A 20,713-nucleotide genomic window follows, 5' to 3' on the forward strand; every position below is an offset into this window, starting at 1 on the left:
GTATTAATCAACAAAAATTTATTGTTAGTAAATTTCAGCTTTATAAACTCAATATGTCAATAGTGTGTCAGTATATTATGAATTGAGATCTTCTATTAAAATCTAATTAATAACATATTGTATGATGTTTTAACTCATTATTAATAACATTATAAAAAATAGGTTAGGGCATTATGACAATAAAAAGTTTAGGTCATTTGAATATTATTGTAGATGATATTGATTCTGCATCAAAATATTACTCATCGCTATTAAAAGCTGAACCACAACAAAGATTTCCAAACTTTAGAAATGAAGGTTTTTCAAAATCTGCTGGATTTATGGAAAGTCCTAATGATGTAGATGTATCAATAGAGTTTCTGAAAATTGATGAAAGTGATGTATTTATAGAATTGATGCAATATCATTGTCCTCAAGGTATCAACAATCAAAATCAATCAAAGCAAACGAATACGATTGGAAATATTGGACACGTATGCTTGAAAGTATCGAATATTGAAGATGAATTTAATCGAATAAAAAACCACCATGATGTTAGATTAATCTCTGATCATAACGAATATAAGCCATTTAAAATTTCAAATATAAATCAAGATGAGTTTTTCTTTTTTGATGAAGATGAAAATCAGAACCTACAGATGAAAAAAGAGGTCTGTCATATTATTAGTAATATAAAATATTTTTACTTCGTTGATAAATATGGAATTCAGTGGGAGTTTGAAGAAGGCCACACTGATATTGGTGGTTAGTTACAGGTCTACTTCCATCGCTTTATTGTTAAATGACTGTCCATAGTGGCAGTCTTTTTGTTTCAGGGAACGGCGTGATGTCTGCCAGAACATGTTCGATTGAATATGTTAAATGCTCCTATACATGTTTCCTTTTAGTTAGTTTGTGATGAGTTATGGAAATAGTTAGATATGTATCATTTGTTATTGATACATATCTAAGTGTTGAATAGTGCAATATTAGTGATAATTAACTGTGTTGTTCAATCTGTTTATGTTGATTTAACAAATGAGGTAATAATTGCATCGCAGCAACAGATCCAACAATAACAATAATACCAATGATTGATAACGAACTTAGATGGTGTGCTTTGATAAGACTTGGCCACCATCCCATTGCAACAACAAAGGCGGTCGATGTAAAACTGATCACCGGTGCTACGGCAACGACGGCACTGACTTGAGCTGCAGGCCAGAAAACTAATGCTTTTGCTAATGCACTATAAGCGATTAAGGTATTGAAGGCGCAAAATAGAGCAATACTCCAATCAAATCCCGTTAATGTCGTTAAGCGAGTAAAATCAGTTAATGGTGTGAGTAAAACCATACCAATTCCAAATACACACAGTAAAACGTTTGAGGTGGATAACTTAGCCATTAGTGATTTTTGTAGCAAGGTATAACATGCCCAAGATAGCGCTGAAAATTCAATAATGCCAACCCCAATTAAGACTTTACTTCCTGTGTTGATATGGCCACTTATATTGGGATGGAAGAAAAGAATAATGCCGATAGCTAAAGTGAATAAACACGAAAGTTGAATGGCACTTAAGCGTTCTTTAAAAAACAATAGGCTGCCAAAGGCGAGAAAAAAGGGGGCGACTTGAAAATTTAGCTGTGCTTCTCCTGGCGATAAGTATTTTAATGTTAAGACAAACGTAACATAGTTAAGCGTTAAAAAAACACCAGCAAATAAAAGTTTTATTGCCTCAATTTTTGTTATTTTTCTAAACTGGTTTAAATTATTAGAGGATAATTGAATTATAAATATAATAATAAAAGCGATAAAAAAACGGAACCAACTCAGTGATGTTGCATCAATGAATTCTTCAGAAAGTTTTAATGCAATAGGTAATATTCCCCAGAATAAAAGTGTAATACTACTATAAAGTAGGCCAAGTTTATTGTTTTTCATGATAATTATTCTTTATGTAATGATATAAATCGCAAGCAATATAAATGAAGTATTGAAAGTATTGTATGATAAATATCAAACGATAAGTTGTTGAACTTATATCTATATTTATTTCATTTATCTATATATTTATAAATAGTGGGTTTTGGTTTTAGATCTCGCTTTATAAGATTATGTTATAAAGAGAAGCTATGATTATAAATATTATCCCATATATTTTATGTATGATGCTATCAACGCAGTTGGTATTGAGTATAATTGCGAGATAATTAAGACGTGTGCATGTGTTAGTTCAACATCATGTATATAAGTAGTATTTAAAGGGTCGTTATGTCTAAAAAATATGAGTCAATGGTTGGTGATTATTGCATCGTTGTGAACGCAATTGAGTGTTATGTATCATCTAAAATTGCAGATTTTGAGTATTGGGATGCAGAAGTCACTAAATTTTTTATTGATACTGAATCTGCAAGCTATATGTATGATTATGTTGAAGCCGCTAATATTTTGGGTGTTTCAGAATTGCAAATGCAACATTTCTTAATCGTGCATTGCTGTTTAGGCGATTATTTAGATGGACTTATTGGTGATAAAGATCCAGAGGCTTGGGATATGAAAGATCAACAATTAGTCGTGACTTACAGTGACAGTTCAGAAGATGTATTCCAGATCGCTGATATTTGTGGCCTTATGGCTAAAACAGAAGCGGTAGGTTGGACTTTTGAGGATTTAGTGAAAGCGGAAAAAGAATTACAACAACAAGCCAAGCACTTAGCATAACAATAATGAGATATGTGCCATGATGTGACACATATCTCGTAACCATTTAAATCAGTCAGCGTTAATTAGTGATGGGCGCTAATAGCAACTTCGATACTGCTGTACTCGGTTTTTTGACCTAAAATAGTTAGCAGGTTAGTGGTTTCAACCAAACGTCGAAATCTTGGATGCTCAATATTAACAAAGACTAATGTGACATTACGGTGCGTCAGTTTTTGACTTAATACCTCAATCTTATCAACGGCCGTTAAATCCATATCACTGATACTACTGGCATCAATAATGATCAAATGCAGCAGTGGGCGAGTATTGGCGAGTTGTAAAATACGTTCTTCAAAATATGAAAAGGTCGTAAAATATAACGGCGCTGAAAAGTGAAGCACAGCAACATCTTCTTCAGTTGATAGATTATCTTCTGGATTTAAACGCGAGCGGTGTCCCCAATGGTCGCAGTTAGGCTCACGGAACAATTCTTCACAGTTTGGGCGAGTGATAATAAATACACTGTGTAGTAATGATAATAAAACGCCAAACATTACCCCAATATCAATTCGAAAAGTGACTATCATCAACATAGTCGCTAAACATAAGTAGAACTCTTGACGGTTTTGTTGGTAGATCCGCTTAATCTCAGTCCATTTGAAAATACTTAAGCCGACATACATTAAGATCCCCGCTAAGGTTGCTTTAGGGATTAAATGAAAAACGTTTTGAGCATAGAGTAATACCAGACAAATCACTGCTGCTGAAAAGAGTGCTGCCCATTTTGAGTATGCTCCAGTTTGTTGAATTAACATGCTGCGGGGTGGACTAGCATTACCTGGAAAGCCACCAATTAAGCCTGATAAAACAGAACCTAAGCCGATACCTGCAAAGTCGCGGTTAAAATTAGGGGTCGTATTACGGTCTTTAATGGTGTTAGAAACCGCCGATGTTTGGACAATACAAATCATTGCAATCAATAACGCTAATGGAAAAATAGTTAATGCTTGTTGCCACGGTAATCCAATAATTGCCCAATGCAGTTCAAACCCGGCAGGATTTGATAATGTTGGTATATGAATGTTGTTAGCATTTAACGCCATTTCAATTGTTATGCTTACCGTCAAGGCAACCAGTGCCGCGGGGAAGCGTTTATATTGGCGACTAAACCAAAAGATAAAGGCAAATACGCCACCACCAATTAAGGTTGTGATGACGTTAAGCTGTCCTATATTTAGTACTAAATGATATAGGGCTTGAAATGGTGATGCCAAATCATGCGGTAAGCCTAAAATAGAAGGCAGTTGGCTGACAATAATATGAATTGATACGCCAGCTAAAAAGCCTAATGTTACCGGGTAAGACAGTAAATTGGCGACCCAACCGAGTTTAAAAATATAAACTGCTAATAAGATCCCCCCAACAAGTAATGCTAATAATGAGGCGAGTGCCATGTATTGCGCACTGAACAATGCAGCATAACCTGCAAGACTCACGGCAAAAATAGGTGCAATGGTTGAATCTGCCCCACAAGATAAATAACGATTGCTGCCAAAAAGGAAAAAACCAACACTGGATACAACAAAAACGTATAAACCATAAATAACGGGGAAGCCTGCTAAATGTGCTGTTGCCATTTGAGCGGGTAACGCAATGGCTGCGACGGATAATCCTGCAAAAATATCCTGACGCCACGCCATCACATTATGTACTTTACTATGCATTTGATCGTTCGCTTTAAGATGACGTTATAAATTACGAGCATAATCGCATTCTTTATACGAATATCAAAATGTTAATGCATAAAATAGGTTGTAACATCTTGAATAGTTACAAGATGGTGATGATGTTACAACCTTTTATTAATATAGAAAAAGCTAAGCTAACGCTATTGGTGTTGTTGATTTCATTCTAATCATTAATGCGATCAATGGAGCAACGATAGCGAGCACTAAAACGCCGTTCCATCCTACGTGCTGATAAAGGTAGCCACCCGCGGCAGATCCTATTGCCATACCAATAAACATAAACGTGAATAAAATTGAATTAAGGCGTCCTCTTGCTTCAGGTTTTAAACTATAAACAATCGTTTGGTGTGACACTAATGTTGCGTTGATACCAAAGTCAAAAAGTATTACACATAAAACCAGCCATCCAATTTGAAGGTGTATAGTGAAGAGTGGAATAAATAGCATTGCGATAAATGATAAAATAACGATGCTAATACTGACTAAGAGTATTTTATGGGCGCCAATGCGATCTGATAATCCACCGATTAACGGTGCCGAGATAGCACCTGCTGCACCAGCTAAGCCGAAAGCGCCAGCAGTAGCGCTACCTAATCCATAATTATGCGACAAAAAGAGTGCTAGGGTTGTCCAAAAGGCACTAAAGGCAATTGATACGAAACATTGAGCAATAACGGATTGTCTTAACTGTGGGAATTGTTGCCATAGCGGCTTTAATGAAGCCATTATTTGTTTATATGTCAGCGTGTTTTGGGATGGCATCGTAGGTAATGAAAACCAAAAATAGATAATTAATACCATGATAATTGAAGCGGCAAGTTGGAATATTATCTCCCAACCCCAAAATTGACCAATAATACCGCTAAATACGCGGGATAAGAGTATTCCTGATAATAACCCGGTCATTACAATACCGACTGATTTTCCTCTTTGATTAGGCGGTGATATTACTGTACTAGCAAGGACGATATCTTGCGCGGATGTAGCTAAAATTCCAACACACAAACTCGTTATTAATAAGATTGGAAAGGTAGAAGAAAGGCTGCAGAGCCACAGTGCACCACAAAGAAGAACTAATTTAGAAATGATCAGTTTTTTTCGATTAACCATGTCTCCCAAAGGTACGAGAAAAAAGATCCCGAGTGCATAACCGATTTGAGTGAGCATCGCAACGAGTCCTGCTTCGCTGACTTTTACTTGGAAGGCATGTGATAATAATCCGATGATAGGCTGGTTATAATACATGGCAGAGACACTAAATCCAGCACCGACAGATAAGCCAAAGAGTTGCTTAAGAGGTAATGTTTGCTGTTTAGTCAGTGTGTAAGCTTTAAGAGTCATCGTGTGTCCGTTTGCGGAAAAAGATGAACGGAATATGCCTGAACGAATACCAATTTTATAGATGGCATAATCGTAATACTGTTATACACTCAGCGTATGAATATACAGACTCTAAAAAACCTCGACCGAATATTATTACTTAAAACATGGGTAAGAATTGTTGAAGCTGGAAGTTTAAGTGCTGCGGCTATCCAATTAAATACAACGCAACCGACGATCAGTCGACGATTGAAATCATTGGAACAAATTCTTAATTGCAAGTTAATGCTGCGCACTACGCATCAATTAAAATTAACCGATGAAGGGGACAGTTGTTATCAGCAAGCTAAACAATTATTGGCGCAGTGGTCAATATTAGAAGATTCGGTAGTGAACGATACGGCTACCCTTAAAGGGCGATTGAGAGTAAGGGTACCTCATGCTTTTGGTCAGAAACAGTTAGTTAAGCCGTTAATAGAATACCTTACGATGTATCCAGAAATGCGTGTTGATTGGTTGTTGAATGATACCTTACCTGATTTTCTTTCAGATAATATAGATTGCGCTATTCATGTAGGCGCTGTTACAACTCCAAATGTAGTTGCTAAACTCATCGCACATGTTCCTCGTATTGTGGTTGCTGCTCCTTCACTGATCGAAAAATACGGGAAAATTAATAATATTACTGAACTACAGCAATGGCCATGGATTACGATTAGTAGTTTTTATAACAATGAGCTAACGTTAAAGAATACCGCTTGCGATACAACCTCTATATTAGAATTAGATCCTATTCTATCGACAGATAACCTGTATTCTGCTGTCGAATGCGTCAAGGATGGCTTAGGGATCAGTACCGTCTCTTCATGGTTAGTTGAACCTTACTTACTAACAGGTCAACTTGTACATATTGCTGAAGGGTGGCAAGCTGATCCATTACCGATTTATTTGGTATATCCCTACTCAAATTATTACTCAAAAAGACTGCGATTATTTATGGAAATAATGACCGCAGGGATTCAAAGTATGGTAGAAATAGATCAAAAAATTTCATAATAACAATATGATGATTTGTTATTTAGGCATACGCACCATGACACTGAAATCGCCATTGACAGATTGCGTTATCGATAATCGATAGTTATTTATTTTACAAATGTTACTAACGATCGATAGCCCTAGACCATAGCGGCTATCGTTTGATCTTGAGCTGTCATATTGATACAAAGGTTGGATTAACTTTTCGAGTTCGGTTGTTGAGTAGTGAATGGTCGCGATATTAACGACTTCGATACTGATTTGTTGTGTATTGTCTAAGACATTAATTTTAATATTGTCATCGGGTAAGCTATAAAATAAGGCATTATCAATTAGGTTTGTTAAGATTGTTTTTAGACTAAATTCATCGGCAATAATTGCTGATTTAAGCTGGATATTTATTGTCATTCTGCTCGTAATATTAGAATATTTAAAGGCTAATCTTTGTTGAATTTCATCTAATAATACCATCATATAAAGCGGTTCTTTGTACAGCTCAATCGTTGACGATGTACGTTGAAGTAATAATAAATTTTCGACAATTATTCGCATTCTATTAGATATTTGCAAAATATCATCAGTAAATGTTTTAGCTAATCGCTCATCATCAGGAAAGCGCTGGTGGACTTCTGTTAGTGTAATCAGCTCGGCGATAGGGGTTTTTATTTCGTGGGCAATATCTGATGTGATGCGCTTTTCATTTTCAATACTATTACGATTAATGGCTAAGAAATTATTTAATTCGTTAATTATTAGATCAATTTCAGAGTAATGTTTATTGCCATCAAAAATAAAATGCTTATTTGAATCGTCATTATTGTTATTGAAGGTTTTAATTTGTTGGTTTAATGAATCTAAAGGCAGCAAGCCTTGGCTAACAATTTTTTTAGTCACAATTCGAATGATGACCATTGATAATAAAAAGCTGCCAATCAGCAAAAGATCTAATATCCCTGTTATACGATTAAGGCTTTTGGTTGAGGTTGCGACGGTGATATACATATAGTCACTTGATCCATCTTTGTTTCGATGAATATATGACGATAAAAGCGCTTGCCCTGGTGTATTATTTGGCATGATTATTTGAACAAGCTGATGTGAGTTAGTTGCAATTTTAGTGTGGCGTAGGTTTAGTTCAGGGTAGGGGTGAAGATTGGCCGAACGTTTGATCGTTTGATTGTTTTTCCAGATTTGATAGAAATAATGGCTACTAGAATTATCGACAATGGGAGTGACATCATCATGGAGCAGGACTTTTATCTGCTCCATTTTCTCTTTTAGTCCAGTTTTGAATTGTTGTTGAGCCCAATCATCAATACTAGTATCAATAAATGTATACACAATGATGATAAATAATCCAAAAATAGCGGAAATGGTATTAATTAAGTTTCTTTTTATTGAGCGTGTTTTAATCATTATTAACTCTCAATATAGTAGCCAAAACCACGTTTGTTTTTAAGTGGAAAAGTCGCTGTAATTGGGTGGGATTTTATTTTTTTCCGTATAGTAGAAATATGCGCTTCAATGGTGTTTTTAGAAATATAATCGAAATTATTGGCAATATTATCGCTGATCATGGCTGTACTCATCACTTGATTCGGATGATTAAAGAGGTATTCAATAATTTTAAATTCATTAGGTGTGAGATCAATATCGATCGCTTCATAACGCAAACTCATCGTGTTTGAGTCTAAAATAAAGTTATTAATTGTTATGGTGTTGGTGAAATTATTAATAATACCGCGCCGAGAAATAGCAATAACTCTGGCGTGCAGTTCATCAAAAGAAAAAGGTTTAGTAAGGTAATCGTCTGCACCTTGCAGTAATCCATTAATGCGATCTTGGTGTTGACTGTTGGCTGAAAGGATAATAACTCGAGTTTGTAGCGCAGATTGCCTTAATTGCTTGAGTATCTCCATGCCATCAATACCCGGCAGCATCAGATCTAAGATGATAATATCGTAAGGATTATTAAGTGCTAAGCTGAGTCCATCGGTACCGTTACTTGCCTCATCGGTTGTGATCCCTAAGTTATTGAACCCAACAACTAAACTACGGCGCAACGGTGAGGAATCTTCAATAATCAATAGTTTCATTATAAACTCAACGTAAAAATGTATACTCATACGGGATGTATAAGTATACATTAAATCATAGTGTTACCTTAGTCGTTTATGGTTTAACTCTACAACTAGCACTAATATCAAGTGCAGGGTTGATAACGTTAGATTGCACACCATAAAGGCCTAATAAGCTATGGAACAAATTATCTTGTGATAAATGACCAACGTCTTCTTTCGCTTTTAAACAGCTAAGATTAATGCCTTTTTGCTGAGCATATTGAGTGGGGATCCATAATAGCCACGGCACATGTTTTTGTTCTTTCGGTGCAATAGGGTAAGGCGCGCCGTGAAGATAAAACCCATTTTCACCGAGTGATTCACCATGGTCGGACATATATAACATTGCGACATTGTATTTATTTTCATTTTTCTTCAATAGCTTAATAACTTGTTCGTCTACATAGTCAGTATAGAGAATGGTATTGTCATAAACATTTTTGATTTCTTGGTCGGTACAATTTTCAATATCACTACGGTTACAAGATGGTTTGAAGCGATCAAACTGTTTTGGGTAACGTTGGTAATATGTCGGGCCGTGGCTACCGATAAGGTGTAAAACCAGCAATTTATTCTTATCATCTTTGTGTATAAAGGCTGCTGCTTTACTCAGCATTACGCCATCATAACAACTGGTGCCGTCACAATATTGGTTATGTTTTGATGTATCAGTTGTAACATAAGGCATTCTATCTGCAACGCCTTTTGAGCCACCATCATTGTCTATCCACAACACCTCTGCGCCTGCACGGTGAATAATATCAACAGCGTTATCTTGACTATAAGCACGATCTTGATTGTAGTGAGCGCGAGTTAGGTTAGAGAACATACAAGGCACTGACAATGCCGTATATGTGCCACACGACTGAACATTTTTAAATGAAATTATACCTTCATTTTTAGTATAAGGATTGGTATCTCGATCATAACCGTTATAGGCATAATCATAGGTACGAGCCGTTTCACCGAGCACCATTACAAACAATGTTGGCTTGTGGTTTTTCGTGGAGGGTAATGTCGCATCTAAGCCTTGTTTTTTATAAGGCAAAGGTTTGTAGATGAATTCTTTGTATAAGTATTTACCACCGGCGTAAACATGGCCAGGTATGATCATTCGGTTTAAATAATGGTTATTACGCCCAACGGCAGCATAACTTTTGTAGTTAGTTAGCGCGATAATAAGTAGGGCTGTGGTGGCAATACCAATAAGCATAATACGAGCGATGATTTCTTTAATAAATGATTCACGTTTAGTGATCTTAACGCAAGCAATCCAAATACTTGGCACTATACCAAATACCACAATATAGGTTATAGAATGCAAATTCACATATGACATTGCTTCATCAGAGCGTGTTTGGAAGATGCTTTCGATAACCGCATTATCAAATAAAGTGTGGTAATTGACTTCAGCAAATAATGCCATTGATGACGTTATTACTAAAAAGATCATGATGGCTTTAAACACATACGGCCAGCATAAACAGCTAAAAATAATGATAAAAGCGGCAATTAAAACAATGGGTGCTGTATAGGGAAAAAGTGGATTTGATACCGTATGGCTTAACGAAAAGATCTTTGCTAATGTCGGAAAATTGAAGCATAGAGTGAAATAAAGAGACAGCCATACAATAAAGCTGGTCATTTTTAAGTGAAAAATTTTGCGCATTGTTTATTCTTTATTAGTTAACGGATGACGCTATTATCTACAGCATAACTTAAGACTTACTTAAGACTATTCAGTTGGTAGTATGAAAGAATAGTGCAGTGTTTACTAGAGAATGAAGTCAGTAGGATATCAAATGAATGGTCTTAATTTTTATTATGGTATCTAATGATTTTATTTATACTTTATGCATAATCAAAAATATTAGGCAATGGTTTTAGTATAAAAAAGTGTAAAATGAAGTCATTATATATGTCTTTATGGTATTGATGGTGGGCGGTGGATACTATTGTGGCTTACGGTGCTTTGTTGTTAATTTTTATGTGTTAGTAGGTTAAAGCACCGTAATTGGTAAAATATTAGTTATTTTCGAAATCATTACTTGCTAGGGGAGTTGGTTGATACGGTTTAGCTCCTAAAGGGTTTGGTTTAGAAAATAGGTATCCCTGATACATTTCTATATTTAGATTTGTTAATAACTTAAAAACACTTTCGGTTTCTACACCTTCGGCAATAATAGGTAAGTTAAAATATTGTATTAACGTTACCATTGCTTGTAATGACTTTAATTTAGATAAATTAGTGTCAATATCACGTACAAAAAGTCTATCAATTTTTACGTAATCAAAAGGGTGATCAAATAGGCGGTCATTAATGTTTTTATCGCAGCCAAAATCATCTAGAGCAATTTTTATACCTTTCACTTTTAAATAATGTAAGGTCATTCTAAAATTATCTATATTTTCTAGATCATCATTTTCTAATATTTCAATAACAACATTGATAGATTGATTTAATGTTACCAGTAAATGGATGACTGGTGTCGTTAAACTATGGCTATAGATATTTATAGAAATAAATAATCCATTGTTATTATGAGGCTTAAAGTGATCGATTAGCTGTAATAAAATGCTATTGGTTAAGTTTTCAGATAGTCGCTGGTCATCTTTTATTATCGGTATGAACTCTGAGGGTAACCGGATTTCGTGGTCTGATACAATCCAACGAGAAAGCGCTTCAAAACCAACTAAGTTTTTGTTTACATTAACTATTGTCTGTATGAAAGGTTGTATTTTTCCTGTTGAAATGGCATCGGTTATTTGTGTTTTTGTAATTTCAATGCTGTTCATATTGTACCATTAAGATAAATGATTGTTTTTGTGTTTTTTTATTAGTGATTCTAATATTTTTAGGTAATGATTTTTTTCTGCTTCTGTTTTTCCTCTTAATAAAAAGGCAATATGATCTAACTTACTTAGGTTATGCTCATTATAGAAAAAAGTAATTTTTTTATTTGTAATCAAAGAAATATTAAAGAGTAAGTCAGCACGTGGAATTCGTGTTCCATTTTCAATGTCAATATATGATTGCCTTGATATGTTTAATAAATTAGACATTTCTAGTTGTGATATTTTTAACTCGGAACGGGCTTTTTTTATTTTGTTATGCATAAATTTTAAATGTCACCTCCAGTTTTTAAATTTATTATTATAGATAGTTCATTAATTTTAAAATTGTATATTTCTAGGAATTGTTCGATATCCGATAAGTCATTGTTCAATATTTTCTGTTGTATGAAATTGCGCATTATTTTTATAGACATTAACGTCTTTTTATAATGTATTTCTATCATAAATCTCGCTAATGGTATCAAGTTCGATCTTGTTGATTAATAATAATAAAACATCATCAGCATTAAGGTTATTGTCAGTGATAATGGTTTCTATTTTTTTTATATATTTATCCTCAGAATGATAAAAATAACTAATTTCCATTTCTGACAATAGAGATAGTTTTTTTATAATGTCTGCTTTAGGTGAAATCTGGCCTCGTTCAATTCTAACTAACGTACTTCTTGATATTCCTAAAGCAAGGGCCATATCGTTCTGCGATAGTTTTAATGAATACCTAAGTCTAAGTATTTTTATATTCATTTAAATATGCTGGGTAGGCAGATTGTTTAGGTATTCTACAATATGGTTATGTTTTTTTTAAATGAAATAATCAAAAAATTATGCTTTTGTATTAAAAATACGACACGGGGAAAAAACATAATCTGAGAAAGGTTATTCCATTAAGGGATGTTTTGTTTCTTGTAAGGGATAGTTGTTTATATTAACTAATAATTATTTTTTGAATAAGAAGTCGTTTTTGTTGATTTATTATGCGGTTGGTTTTTGTTCTTAGTTTTCAAATTGTATCATATGATAATAAACGCTAATTCTTTATCTTTATAAATGTGACAACCCTGTTTCAAATGAAACATTTGCTATTACTTATTTGCTCGTAACGAATACGGAAAAATTTATAATCCGCATGTTTTTGATCTCGTCAGATCATATGTTCGGAGTTAATTATAAATGAAAAAGCTTGCACTTAAAGCCGTAGCAATTGCAGTATTAACCACTTCATTAACGGGTTGTATTGGCCAAATGGGTGCGTCAAAGGTGGTAACTAAAGCCAACTTGTCTGCTGTTGATAACCGTTATGGGCGTGCGGGATTGTATGTATTGCTGAGCCCTGTGTACGGCATTGCAGCAACGGCCGATTTATTTATCTTCAATTCAATTGAATTTTGGACCGGTAAAAACCCAATTACGGGAAAATCACCAGCAGTTGCTGACATGAAACTGAATACATTTTTGAAAATCAACAATATGTTAGATCGTTCATTAACCACAGTGCCATTAGCAAGTGTACAAAATAGTGATATTGAAGCTGCTACATTTAAACAGCTTGATGATAAGACGTTAGAAATGCAAGTGTCTCATAGTGGTGGGGCAATAACGCTATTACGTGGAGAGAAAGCAGGCGATGCTGTGAATTTTTATCTCGACGGTGAGTTTATTACTGCAGTTACCGTTGCAGAACTTGGCCAGTATGCTGATCTGCAAGCGTAGTAATGGTTTGCTTTTTAATAGATAAATATGTAAATCCTGAATCAATATATTGACTATTAAACCGTATATCTCATCGAGATATGCGGTTTTTTCATTTTAAACAATGAGTTATGTGTTATTTCACGTAGGTGGTGATTTCGTAAAACTTACATTGTCCGCTTTTGGTTATTAATTGTCGAAAGAGCTATATTATGCTAGTAAGATACTGGATATAGTAGATAGCAAGTCAAGGGAATTAAATAAAAAAACGAACTACATCTTGATAACTATAATTTTTTTTGTTTTTTGATTAATTAATACTACTCTTGTTTGAGCGAGTATGCAGAATTAACTAGAATCGCAGAGGGACAATTTATGACTACATTTAACACACAACAATTAGAAAAAATGCGCACTCAGGAAGGTTTTATCGCTGCACTAGATCAAAGTGGTGGTAGTACTCCTAAGGCTTTAAAAGCTTATGGTATCGAAGAAAGTGCCTATAGCAATGATGAGCAAATGTTTGACTTAGTGCATGCCATGCGTTCTCGTATTATTACTAGCCCTGCGTTTAGTGGCGATAAAGTTATCGGCGCTATTTTATTTGAAAATACGCTAGATCGTGAAATTGAAGGTAAACCTTCTTCACTTTACCTTTGGGAAGATAAAGGAGTATTACCTTTCCTTAAAGTAGACCAAGGTCTTGAAGATAAGGTGAATGGCGTTCAACTAATGAAGCCTATTGTTGGTCTTGAAGCTCTAGTTGCTAAAGCTAAGAGCAAAGATGTATTTGGTACCAAGATGCGCTCTGTTATTTGGGACGCAAATGAAGCTGGTATCAAAGCGGTTGTAGCTCAGCAGATCGAAGTCGCTAAAACGATTATTGCAGGTGGCTTAGTACCAATTATTGAGCCAGAAGTTAGCATTGATAGTCCAGAAAAAGCACAAGCAGAAGTTATTCTACGTCGCGAGTTAATGGCACAGCTTGATCAACTTAGTGATGATCAATTAGTGATGCTAAAATTAACATTGCCAGAGCAAGCTAATTTATACAGTGATTTAATTGCACATAAGAATGTTGTTAAAGTTGTTGCGTTATCAGGTGGTTTCCCGTTAATGCAAGCATGTGAAAAATTAGCAGCTAATAATGGTATCATTGCTAGTTTCTCTCGTGTATTAACTGATGATTTATTTGCTGATCAAGCTCAAGCCGATTTTGATGCAGCATTAGCAAAAACAATTGAGCCAATTTATCAAGCATCTCGCTCATAAGTTGCTATAATCTTTGACAATAATAATGCGTATTTATTCATTTAAATATTGTTGAATATAGTCAAACGTTACAAAATAATATAAAAATCGATGTAGGATATAATGTGCATATTTATTAAGTATGTATATTATGTCCTGCATCTTTTTGTGCTATAGATATAATAACTTATGATCTAATCATTGCGATATTAATTTACTATGAGATCGATGGAACAGAAATACTTCTTAAATAATGATATGCTATGAAAAGTGGTAAGAATATATAATCACAGTAGTTATAGGAGTTACTTTGAGGTTTTTAAAAAAGCTATTTTTGAGTAATTGGAGTACTGAATTTAGATGTGTTAGACCAGCAATTACTATTCAAAATGATCATTTAAAAGCTGTTTGGAATGATGAAAAAGAGAATACATTTGGTATTGAACGTCTATTTAAATTATTTCTAGTATTATCCTCTTATGTATTTCCAGGGTTATACCTTCGTCATATATCTGGTAAATTTGGTTTGTTGCCTCGAAAAATTTGTTCAGAGGTTTATGTTATATTTAAATTGATAACACCAATTATTATTTTTAGATGTAACTTAGAGGATTCAATTTTTGCAATTATTCTTATTAGTTATCTTCTACTTGAAACATTATTATATTTACTAGGTGTTATCTTTCTTTCTGATATATATAGCCCTCCGATATCTAAAAAACGCTCTTATTTAATGCTTGTAATTAACTATATAGAAGTGTGTTTGGGATTTGCTGTGCTTTATAAAGCAACGGGTGGAGTGAGTGAATTAGTGTCTAATTTTGATGCTATTTATTTTAGTTTTATAACGGCGACAACGATTGGTTATGGTCATATGGCTCCAATAGGGCATGATGCTAAAGCATTAGCTATTATTCACTCGATGTATAATTTTATCTTTATTGGACTTGTTCTAAGTAACTTTGCTTTTAATATTACTTATAAAGATGGTACTTATCGGGTAAAAGAAAACAAAAATAAATCAGAAACTGTAAATCTAAAAAAAGAATAAATATAGCCCTCAAATATGAGGGCTAATGTCGCTTAGATACTATAAAAATGGAGACTATTAAAACTAAGGTAATGTTATTTTTTCTTCAGTCGTAGTACGTGAACTGCAGCCAAGCGAATCTTCCATTCTTGGACATTTACCACCAAAACGATGATGGGTTGTCGTGATAGTCATAGTATGGTCTGCTGAATTTATCTCTTTAATCGTGTAACTAGTATCTGTGCGTTCTTTAGTCAGCAGTACCTTATCATTATTGATGTTTTTTATGACTAATTTGCCATTATTAGAACCACCACCAGGTTGCGGATAATTAGGTAATAACGACGAATTTTCTAAATAAACGACACGTGTATTATTAGCATAGAAATGTGCATTAGCGGGTGCTAGATAATGTTGTGTTGATGTCGCAAGTTGCTGCTTGCTATTTTGAATAATAATATCATAGCCATAATTAATGCTACCACCACCAGCACCTGCTGGCTCCATCATTGCTTTTAATATTAGGTTGTTACCATTGGGGCTAAATTTATAAGGAACAAAAATAGCACCACTATTTCCTGTTCTACTTGTTGGCGCTAATGTGCCGATAATATAGGGGTGTTGATTATTAGCATCAGAGGCAACAAGTTTTAACTGCCATTTATTACAGCGGTTATTTTTGAGTATACTGCATCCAGCAAAAGTTCTTATAACAGTATTACATTGTGGGTTAACTAAAGATTTAACGTAAACATACTGACTTGGAATCAGTTGCGTTATATTTTTCGTTGGCTTAATGCTGATTGTAGGGCATTGCTTAATATTACTTTTTACTGTATTGACATATTGTCGTAATGAACTATTTACGCGTCGCCATTTTTTACTGACAGTTGCTAACGCTGTAACTTGATTTTTAATATCATACAGTTGACGTTGTAAGCTAATACGGATACAACCTTTCATATATTCTAATGTGGTACATTGTTTTTTTATTTGTTCACGCCATTGATTTTGAGTATTTGTTATAACAACATTATCGACAAGACTATGGGCTTTTTTTAATTGTGTATATTGTTGCTCAACCTGATGATTCATTTTTGTTAATTCAGGAGATGCGCAAATTGTTTTTTCGATAGCGGACGTTAACTGACTGCATTTTTGTGGCTCAGCATTTACATTAGTACTGACTATAGCTGAGGATAAAGCAATAACGACAGATAATAATTTCGAGCGAGAAGAGAATGGCATGATAATGTCCTTCATATTTTTATCAGTTATGTTATTGGCGTTATTTTTCCGTATTACTAAAAATAATCAGTTAAATATTAGAACTGATAACAGTATTTATGTGTCATCTTGTGCGTTACCGCCTGATAGTAGTACATCAACTTATAAAATAGCAAACCATTGTTTATTGGTTTTTTTTATCGATCAAAAAAAGCGCCTGTTATTATTAGAGGCGCTTAGTGGTTTAATAGCTTTGTGTAATAACGTTAATTAATGACTACGGCGAGGGCCTTTACTGACTAATTCTTTACCGTTCTCAAACACATCATCGCTAATCCAACGTCCGTAAATCAGCTGATGTTGGTTATTAAAAACAGCGACAAAGTGACGACCATCAGCATTGTTAGTTGCCATACCGATACCTTCAACCCCTTGTAGACCAAGGCCACCACTTTCAATTGAAAGTAGAAACGCTTCTAGTTCTTCAAGACTATCGATAACACTTAGTTCATTATTAATCATGTTGTACTCTTTGAGTGATTACTTGTTGCAATAGTTCATTTTAAGTAAATTCTTCTAATTAGACTAGCCTAATTATGATAACGCTATCTGTAAGCGTGGCTGATTAGCTATTTACCAGTGTAGATAAAATCATAATTGTTTAGATAATATTAATGCAGCGACAATAAGGCCATCTTGCTGTTGATGACTTCCGCCAATATAGGCATCAGCAATTGAGCTAGTATTGGTAGATAACCATAGGGTGCCATCTGATTTAATAATCGCATTGGCAACGGTACCGTGGTTATCCTGTAGCCAAATTTGGTTGTTATTTTTAAGGATAGCAAAAGGAGGCTGACTACTAATTTCATTCACCCATATTTTATTATTTTGAATAACAATTACCCCTTGGTTATTGCTCAACGCTTGAGTGATTTTATTTTTATTCATTTGGTGAAATATAATGAAATTAGGTGCTTGAGTATGGTTATTTGATAACCATATTTGGTTGTTTTTTATGACGGCATTGGGGGTGATATTTTTATGATTGCTATTTAGCCAGATATTACCATCGGCGAAGGCATTGCTAGAAAATAGTATTAGGGTCAATATTGCGATGTATATTCTTTTCATTGGGCTATTACCGTATTAGAGGTATAGATAATATACAGTATTAGTAACGAATTGTGATATGCGAATAAGAATAATCAATAACTTTTGGTTGCTAGTTTGATGGGGGTATTCATGCTATACAATGAATATTCAATAACATATGGGTGACACATTGAGGGAGTAACATGTCTAGTAATAAAATAAATACTCAACTGATTACTGCTGGACGATCAAAGAAATTTGGTCAAGGTGCGGTAAACAGTGTTATTCAACGAGCATCATCATTAGTGTTCGATTCCGTTGCAGATAAAAAGCAAGCTACAGCCAATCGTGCCAATGGTGAATTGTTTTATGGTCGTCGCGGTACATTAACGCATTTCTCATTACAGCAAGCGATGGTTGAAATAGAAGGTGGGGCAGGGTGCTACCTTTATCCTTGTGGTGCAGCCGCGGTTGCTAACTCTATTTTAGCGTTTGTGGGCGCTGGTGATCATCTCTTAATGACTGGGGCGGCTTATGAGCCAACGCAAGAGTTTTGCAATGTAGTGTTAAAAGGACTCAATGTTGACACAACGTATTATGATCCGTTGATTGGTGCTGATATTGCTGACAAAGTGCAACCTAATACAAAAGTTGTATTTTTAGAATCACCAAGTTCGATCACGATGGAAGTACAAGATATTCCTTCTATTGTTAAAGCAGTCAGAGCAATAAATCCAGAAGCAGTGATCATTGTTGATAATACTTGGGCTGCTGGGGTGCTATTTAAAGCGTTAGATCATGATGTGGATATTTCGGTTCAAGCAGGCACAAAATATATTGTCGGTCATTCTGATGCAATGTTAGGGACTGCTGTTGCAAATAGTCGCTGTTGGAATCAGTTACAAGAGCGATCATATTTAATGGGGCAGATGGTTGATGCCGATACCGCTTATGTTGCTGCTAGAGGTTTACGTACGATGGGAGTACGTTTAAAGCAACATCATGAAAGTAGTATCAAAATTGCTGAATGGTTAGCACAACACCCTCAAGTTGAACGCGTCAATCACCCTGCTTTACCTAGCTGTAAGGGGCATGAATTCTTTATGCGAGATTTTAGTGGGAGCTGTGGGCTATTTTCTTTTGTACTCAAAAAGCGTTTAGATAGCCAACAAATAGCTAACTTTCTCGATAACTTTAAACATTTTAGTATGGCTTATTCATGGGGAGGCTATGAGTCTCTTATTTTAGCTAATCAACCTGAAGAACTTAATCGTATTCGTCCTGCTGGTAAGGTTGATTTTAGCGGTACCTTGGTACGGGTTCATATTGGTTTAGAAGATTGTGATGATTTGTTAGATGATCTTGAACAAGGTCTATCACGGATTACTTAATTTTATAAACGTCTTAACATTGGTGTGTTAAGACGTTTTATTGATTGGTTTTGGCTATTGCAATAATAGCTGTAAATATTACGTTACACATTATGTTTCCTTCTCGATTTAAAATTAAAAATATCATTATAATACAATAGGTTAATTTTAACTGAAAAATCAAGATTAACTTATAGACCTCTTTTTGTCTTAATTTGGGCATTTTGTGGCTTATATTATTTTATCAGTCAGTATTGCTATGAAAACAGGAGAGTGATATCTTTATTGACATAGGCAATAATGATTATCAATAAGATTAAGGTGTTTAAGAAACACGCTAATGATGCAATGTTCTTATTGAAGTATATAAATTATTGATAGCTAAAATTATCATTTCATATTTATTTGAGTATTAATTCTCAGTCACTTTTTTATTGGAATGATTATGAATAAAACTATTATTAATAAATTTATATATTTTCCTGAAATTTATTAGCGCCGTTCTAAATATCAAAATATAATATAGAGGTTGCTATGAAAAATACTCGAATTGTTTTAATCCGTCATGGTCAAAGTCAATGGAATAAAGAAAATCGCTTTACCGGCTGGGCAAACGTACCATTAACTGAGCAAGGCGAAACTGAAGCACACTCTGCAGGTCAAAAACTAAAAGAAAATAATTTCAATTTTGACTTTTGTTATACATCAATGTTGAATCGCGCTATTAAAACGCTTGCAATTGTACTTGAAGAACTTGATTTACTTTGGTTACCTGTTGATCACTGCTGGCAGTTAAATGAACGTCATTATGGTAATTTACAAGGTTTGAATAAAGCAGAAACAGCAGAAAAATTTGGTGATGATCAAGTATTCATTTGGCGTAGAAGCTATGATACGCCGCCACCAGCTGTTGATACTTCAAGCCCTTATTATCCAGGTAATGATAAACGTTATGCGAATCTAACTGTTGACGAGTTACCTGTTGGCGAATCATTAAAAGATACTTATGAGCGTGTTATTCCATTCTGGAACGAAGAAATTGTACCTAAAATCAATAGTGGTGCAGATATTCTGATTGCAGCGCATGGTAATAGCTTACGTGCATTAATGAAGCATCTTAGTGATATCGCTGATGATGAAATAACTCAGGTGGAAATTCCTACTGGAGTACCGCTAGTCTATGAATTAGACAGCAATTTGAAAGCAATAAAATATTATTATTTATAAGAGTACTTAAGTACTTAAGAGTTAATGTCAAAGATAAAGCCTCAGTTAATACTGAGG

Annotated in this window: 20 protein-coding genes; 8 read left to right on the top strand and 12 right to left on the bottom strand. The window is 34.5% G+C overall.

Annotation, left to right across the window (positions count from 1 at the left end; translation table 11 throughout):
* The first annotated feature begins 173 nt into the window (after window positions 1-173).
* Window positions 174-749, top strand: coding sequence for a VOC family protein (locus C0W29_RS00005; protein WP_045044558.1), 576 nt, complete (start codon window positions 174-176; stop codon window positions 747-749).
* A gap of 229 nt (window positions 750-978) precedes the next feature.
* Here C0W29_RS00005 and C0W29_RS00010 read toward each other — a convergent pair whose 3' ends face one another.
* Window positions 979-1,923: a DMT family transporter gene (locus C0W29_RS00010; protein WP_045044557.1), complete on the bottom strand. Its 945-nt coding sequence runs from the start codon at window positions 1,921-1,923 to the stop codon at window positions 979-981.
* Between the two features lie 330 nt (window positions 1,924-2,253).
* Between C0W29_RS00010 and C0W29_RS00015 the strand changes: the two genes are divergently transcribed.
* A complete protein-coding gene (locus C0W29_RS00015; protein WP_045042095.1) occupies window positions 2,254-2,703 on the top strand; it encodes a hypothetical protein in 450 nt (149 codons plus the stop codon).
* A 65-nt stretch (window positions 2,704-2,768) separates the two neighbouring features.
* Here C0W29_RS00015 and C0W29_RS00020 read toward each other — a convergent pair whose 3' ends face one another.
* The gene (locus C0W29_RS00020; RefSeq protein ID WP_052671573.1) at window positions 2,769-4,409 is read right to left on the bottom strand and encodes a SulP family inorganic anion transporter; all 1,641 of its coding nucleotides are present in this window, start codon (window positions 4,407-4,409) and stop codon (window positions 2,769-2,771) included.
* 153 nt (window positions 4,410-4,562) lie between these two features.
* The gene (locus C0W29_RS00025; RefSeq protein ID WP_045042092.1) at window positions 4,563-5,774 is read right to left on the bottom strand and encodes an MFS transporter; all 1,212 of its coding nucleotides are present in this window, start codon (window positions 5,772-5,774) and stop codon (window positions 4,563-4,565) included.
* Window positions 5,775-5,870: 96 nt separating this feature from the next.
* Between C0W29_RS00025 and C0W29_RS00030 the strand changes: the two genes are divergently transcribed.
* Window positions 5,871-6,809 (top strand): LysR family transcriptional regulator, encoded by a 939-nt coding sequence (locus tag C0W29_RS00030; RefSeq protein ID WP_045042091.1) that lies wholly within the window; start codon window positions 5,871-5,873, stop codon window positions 6,807-6,809.
* A gap of 18 nt (window positions 6,810-6,827) precedes the next feature.
* On the opposite strand, the gene C0W29_RS00035 is transcribed toward C0W29_RS00030, so the two are convergent.
* From C0W29_RS00035 to C0W29_RS00060, 6 genes are all read right to left on the bottom strand, one after another.
* Window positions 6,828-8,207, bottom strand: a complete 1,380-nt coding sequence (locus tag C0W29_RS00035; protein WP_045042090.1) for a sensor histidine kinase — start codon at window positions 8,205-8,207, stop codon at window positions 6,828-6,830.
* Window positions 8,208-8,209: 2 nt separating this feature from the next.
* A complete protein-coding gene (locus C0W29_RS00040; protein WP_045042089.1) occupies window positions 8,210-8,887 on the bottom strand; it encodes a response regulator transcription factor in 678 nt (225 codons plus the stop codon).
* A 76-nt stretch (window positions 8,888-8,963) separates the two neighbouring features.
* Complete coding sequence (locus C0W29_RS00045; RefSeq protein ID WP_235868987.1) at window positions 8,964-10,580, bottom strand: phosphoethanolamine transferase; 1,617 nt, start codon at window positions 10,578-10,580, stop codon at window positions 8,964-8,966.
* A 356-nt stretch (window positions 10,581-10,936) separates the two neighbouring features.
* Complete coding sequence (locus C0W29_RS00050; RefSeq protein ID WP_045044556.1) at window positions 10,937-11,707, bottom strand: EAL domain-containing protein; 771 nt, start codon at window positions 11,705-11,707, stop codon at window positions 10,937-10,939.
* 9 nt (window positions 11,708-11,716) lie between these two features.
* Window positions 11,717-12,028: a helix-turn-helix transcriptional regulator gene (locus C0W29_RS00055; RefSeq protein WP_045042087.1), complete on the bottom strand. Its 312-nt coding sequence runs from the start codon at window positions 12,026-12,028 to the stop codon at window positions 11,717-11,719.
* Between the two features lie 162 nt (window positions 12,029-12,190).
* Window positions 12,191-12,511 (bottom strand): helix-turn-helix domain-containing protein, encoded by a 321-nt coding sequence (locus C0W29_RS00060; RefSeq protein WP_045044555.1) that lies wholly within the window; start codon window positions 12,509-12,511, stop codon window positions 12,191-12,193.
* A gap of 426 nt (window positions 12,512-12,937) precedes the next feature.
* Between C0W29_RS00060 and C0W29_RS00065 the strand changes: the two genes are divergently transcribed.
* The 3 genes from C0W29_RS00065 to C0W29_RS00075 all read left to right on the top strand — a co-directional run bounded on the left by C0W29_RS00065 (window position 12,938) and on the right by C0W29_RS00075 (window position 15,758).
* Window positions 12,938-13,477, top strand: a complete 540-nt coding sequence (locus C0W29_RS00065) for a DUF3332 domain-containing protein (RefSeq protein WP_045044554.1) — start codon at window positions 12,938-12,940, stop codon at window positions 13,475-13,477.
* A 354-nt stretch (window positions 13,478-13,831) separates the two neighbouring features.
* The gene (locus tag C0W29_RS00070; RefSeq protein WP_045042084.1) at window positions 13,832-14,728 is read left to right on the top strand and encodes a fructose bisphosphate aldolase; all 897 of its coding nucleotides are present in this window, start codon (window positions 13,832-13,834) and stop codon (window positions 14,726-14,728) included.
* Between the two features lie 289 nt (window positions 14,729-15,017).
* Window positions 15,018-15,758 (top strand): potassium channel family protein, encoded by a 741-nt coding sequence (locus C0W29_RS00075; protein WP_045044553.1) that lies wholly within the window; start codon window positions 15,018-15,020, stop codon window positions 15,756-15,758.
* Window positions 15,759-15,821: 63 nt separating this feature from the next.
* Here C0W29_RS00075 and C0W29_RS00080 read toward each other — a convergent pair whose 3' ends face one another.
* From C0W29_RS00080 to C0W29_RS00095, 3 genes are all read right to left on the bottom strand, one after another.
* Window positions 15,822-16,985: a lysozyme inhibitor LprI family protein gene (locus C0W29_RS00080; protein WP_107174211.1), complete on the bottom strand. Its 1,164-nt coding sequence runs from the start codon at window positions 16,983-16,985 to the stop codon at window positions 15,822-15,824.
* Between the two features lie 249 nt (window positions 16,986-17,234).
* Window positions 17,235-17,483, bottom strand: coding sequence for a hypothetical protein (locus tag C0W29_RS00090; protein ID WP_036796391.1), 249 nt, complete (start codon window positions 17,481-17,483; stop codon window positions 17,235-17,237).
* A gap of 132 nt (window positions 17,484-17,615) precedes the next feature.
* On the bottom strand, window positions 17,616-18,098 hold the full coding sequence (locus C0W29_RS00095) for a hypothetical protein (protein ID WP_107251411.1): 483 nt from the start codon (window positions 18,096-18,098) through the stop codon (window positions 17,616-17,618).
* A 164-nt stretch (window positions 18,099-18,262) separates the two neighbouring features.
* On the opposite strand from C0W29_RS00095, the gene metC reads away from it, so the two are divergent.
* The gene (gene metC, locus C0W29_RS00100; RefSeq protein WP_045044550.1) at window positions 18,263-19,450 is read left to right on the top strand and encodes a cystathionine beta-lyase; all 1,188 of its coding nucleotides are present in this window, start codon (window positions 18,263-18,265) and stop codon (window positions 19,448-19,450) included.
* Window positions 19,451-19,963: 513 nt separating this feature from the next.
* Window positions 19,964-20,656 carry a 2,3-diphosphoglycerate-dependent phosphoglycerate mutase gene (gene gpmA / locus C0W29_RS00105; RefSeq protein ID WP_036794833.1) on the top strand — a complete coding sequence of 231 codons (693 nt, stop codon included), beginning with the start codon at window positions 19,964-19,966 and terminating at the stop codon, window positions 20,654-20,656.
* Window positions 20,657-20,713: the final 57 nt, after the last annotated feature.

Source organism: Photobacterium kishitanii, from assembly GCF_003026355.1.
GTDB lineage: Bacteria > Pseudomonadota > Gammaproteobacteria > Enterobacterales > Vibrionaceae > Photobacterium > Photobacterium kishitanii.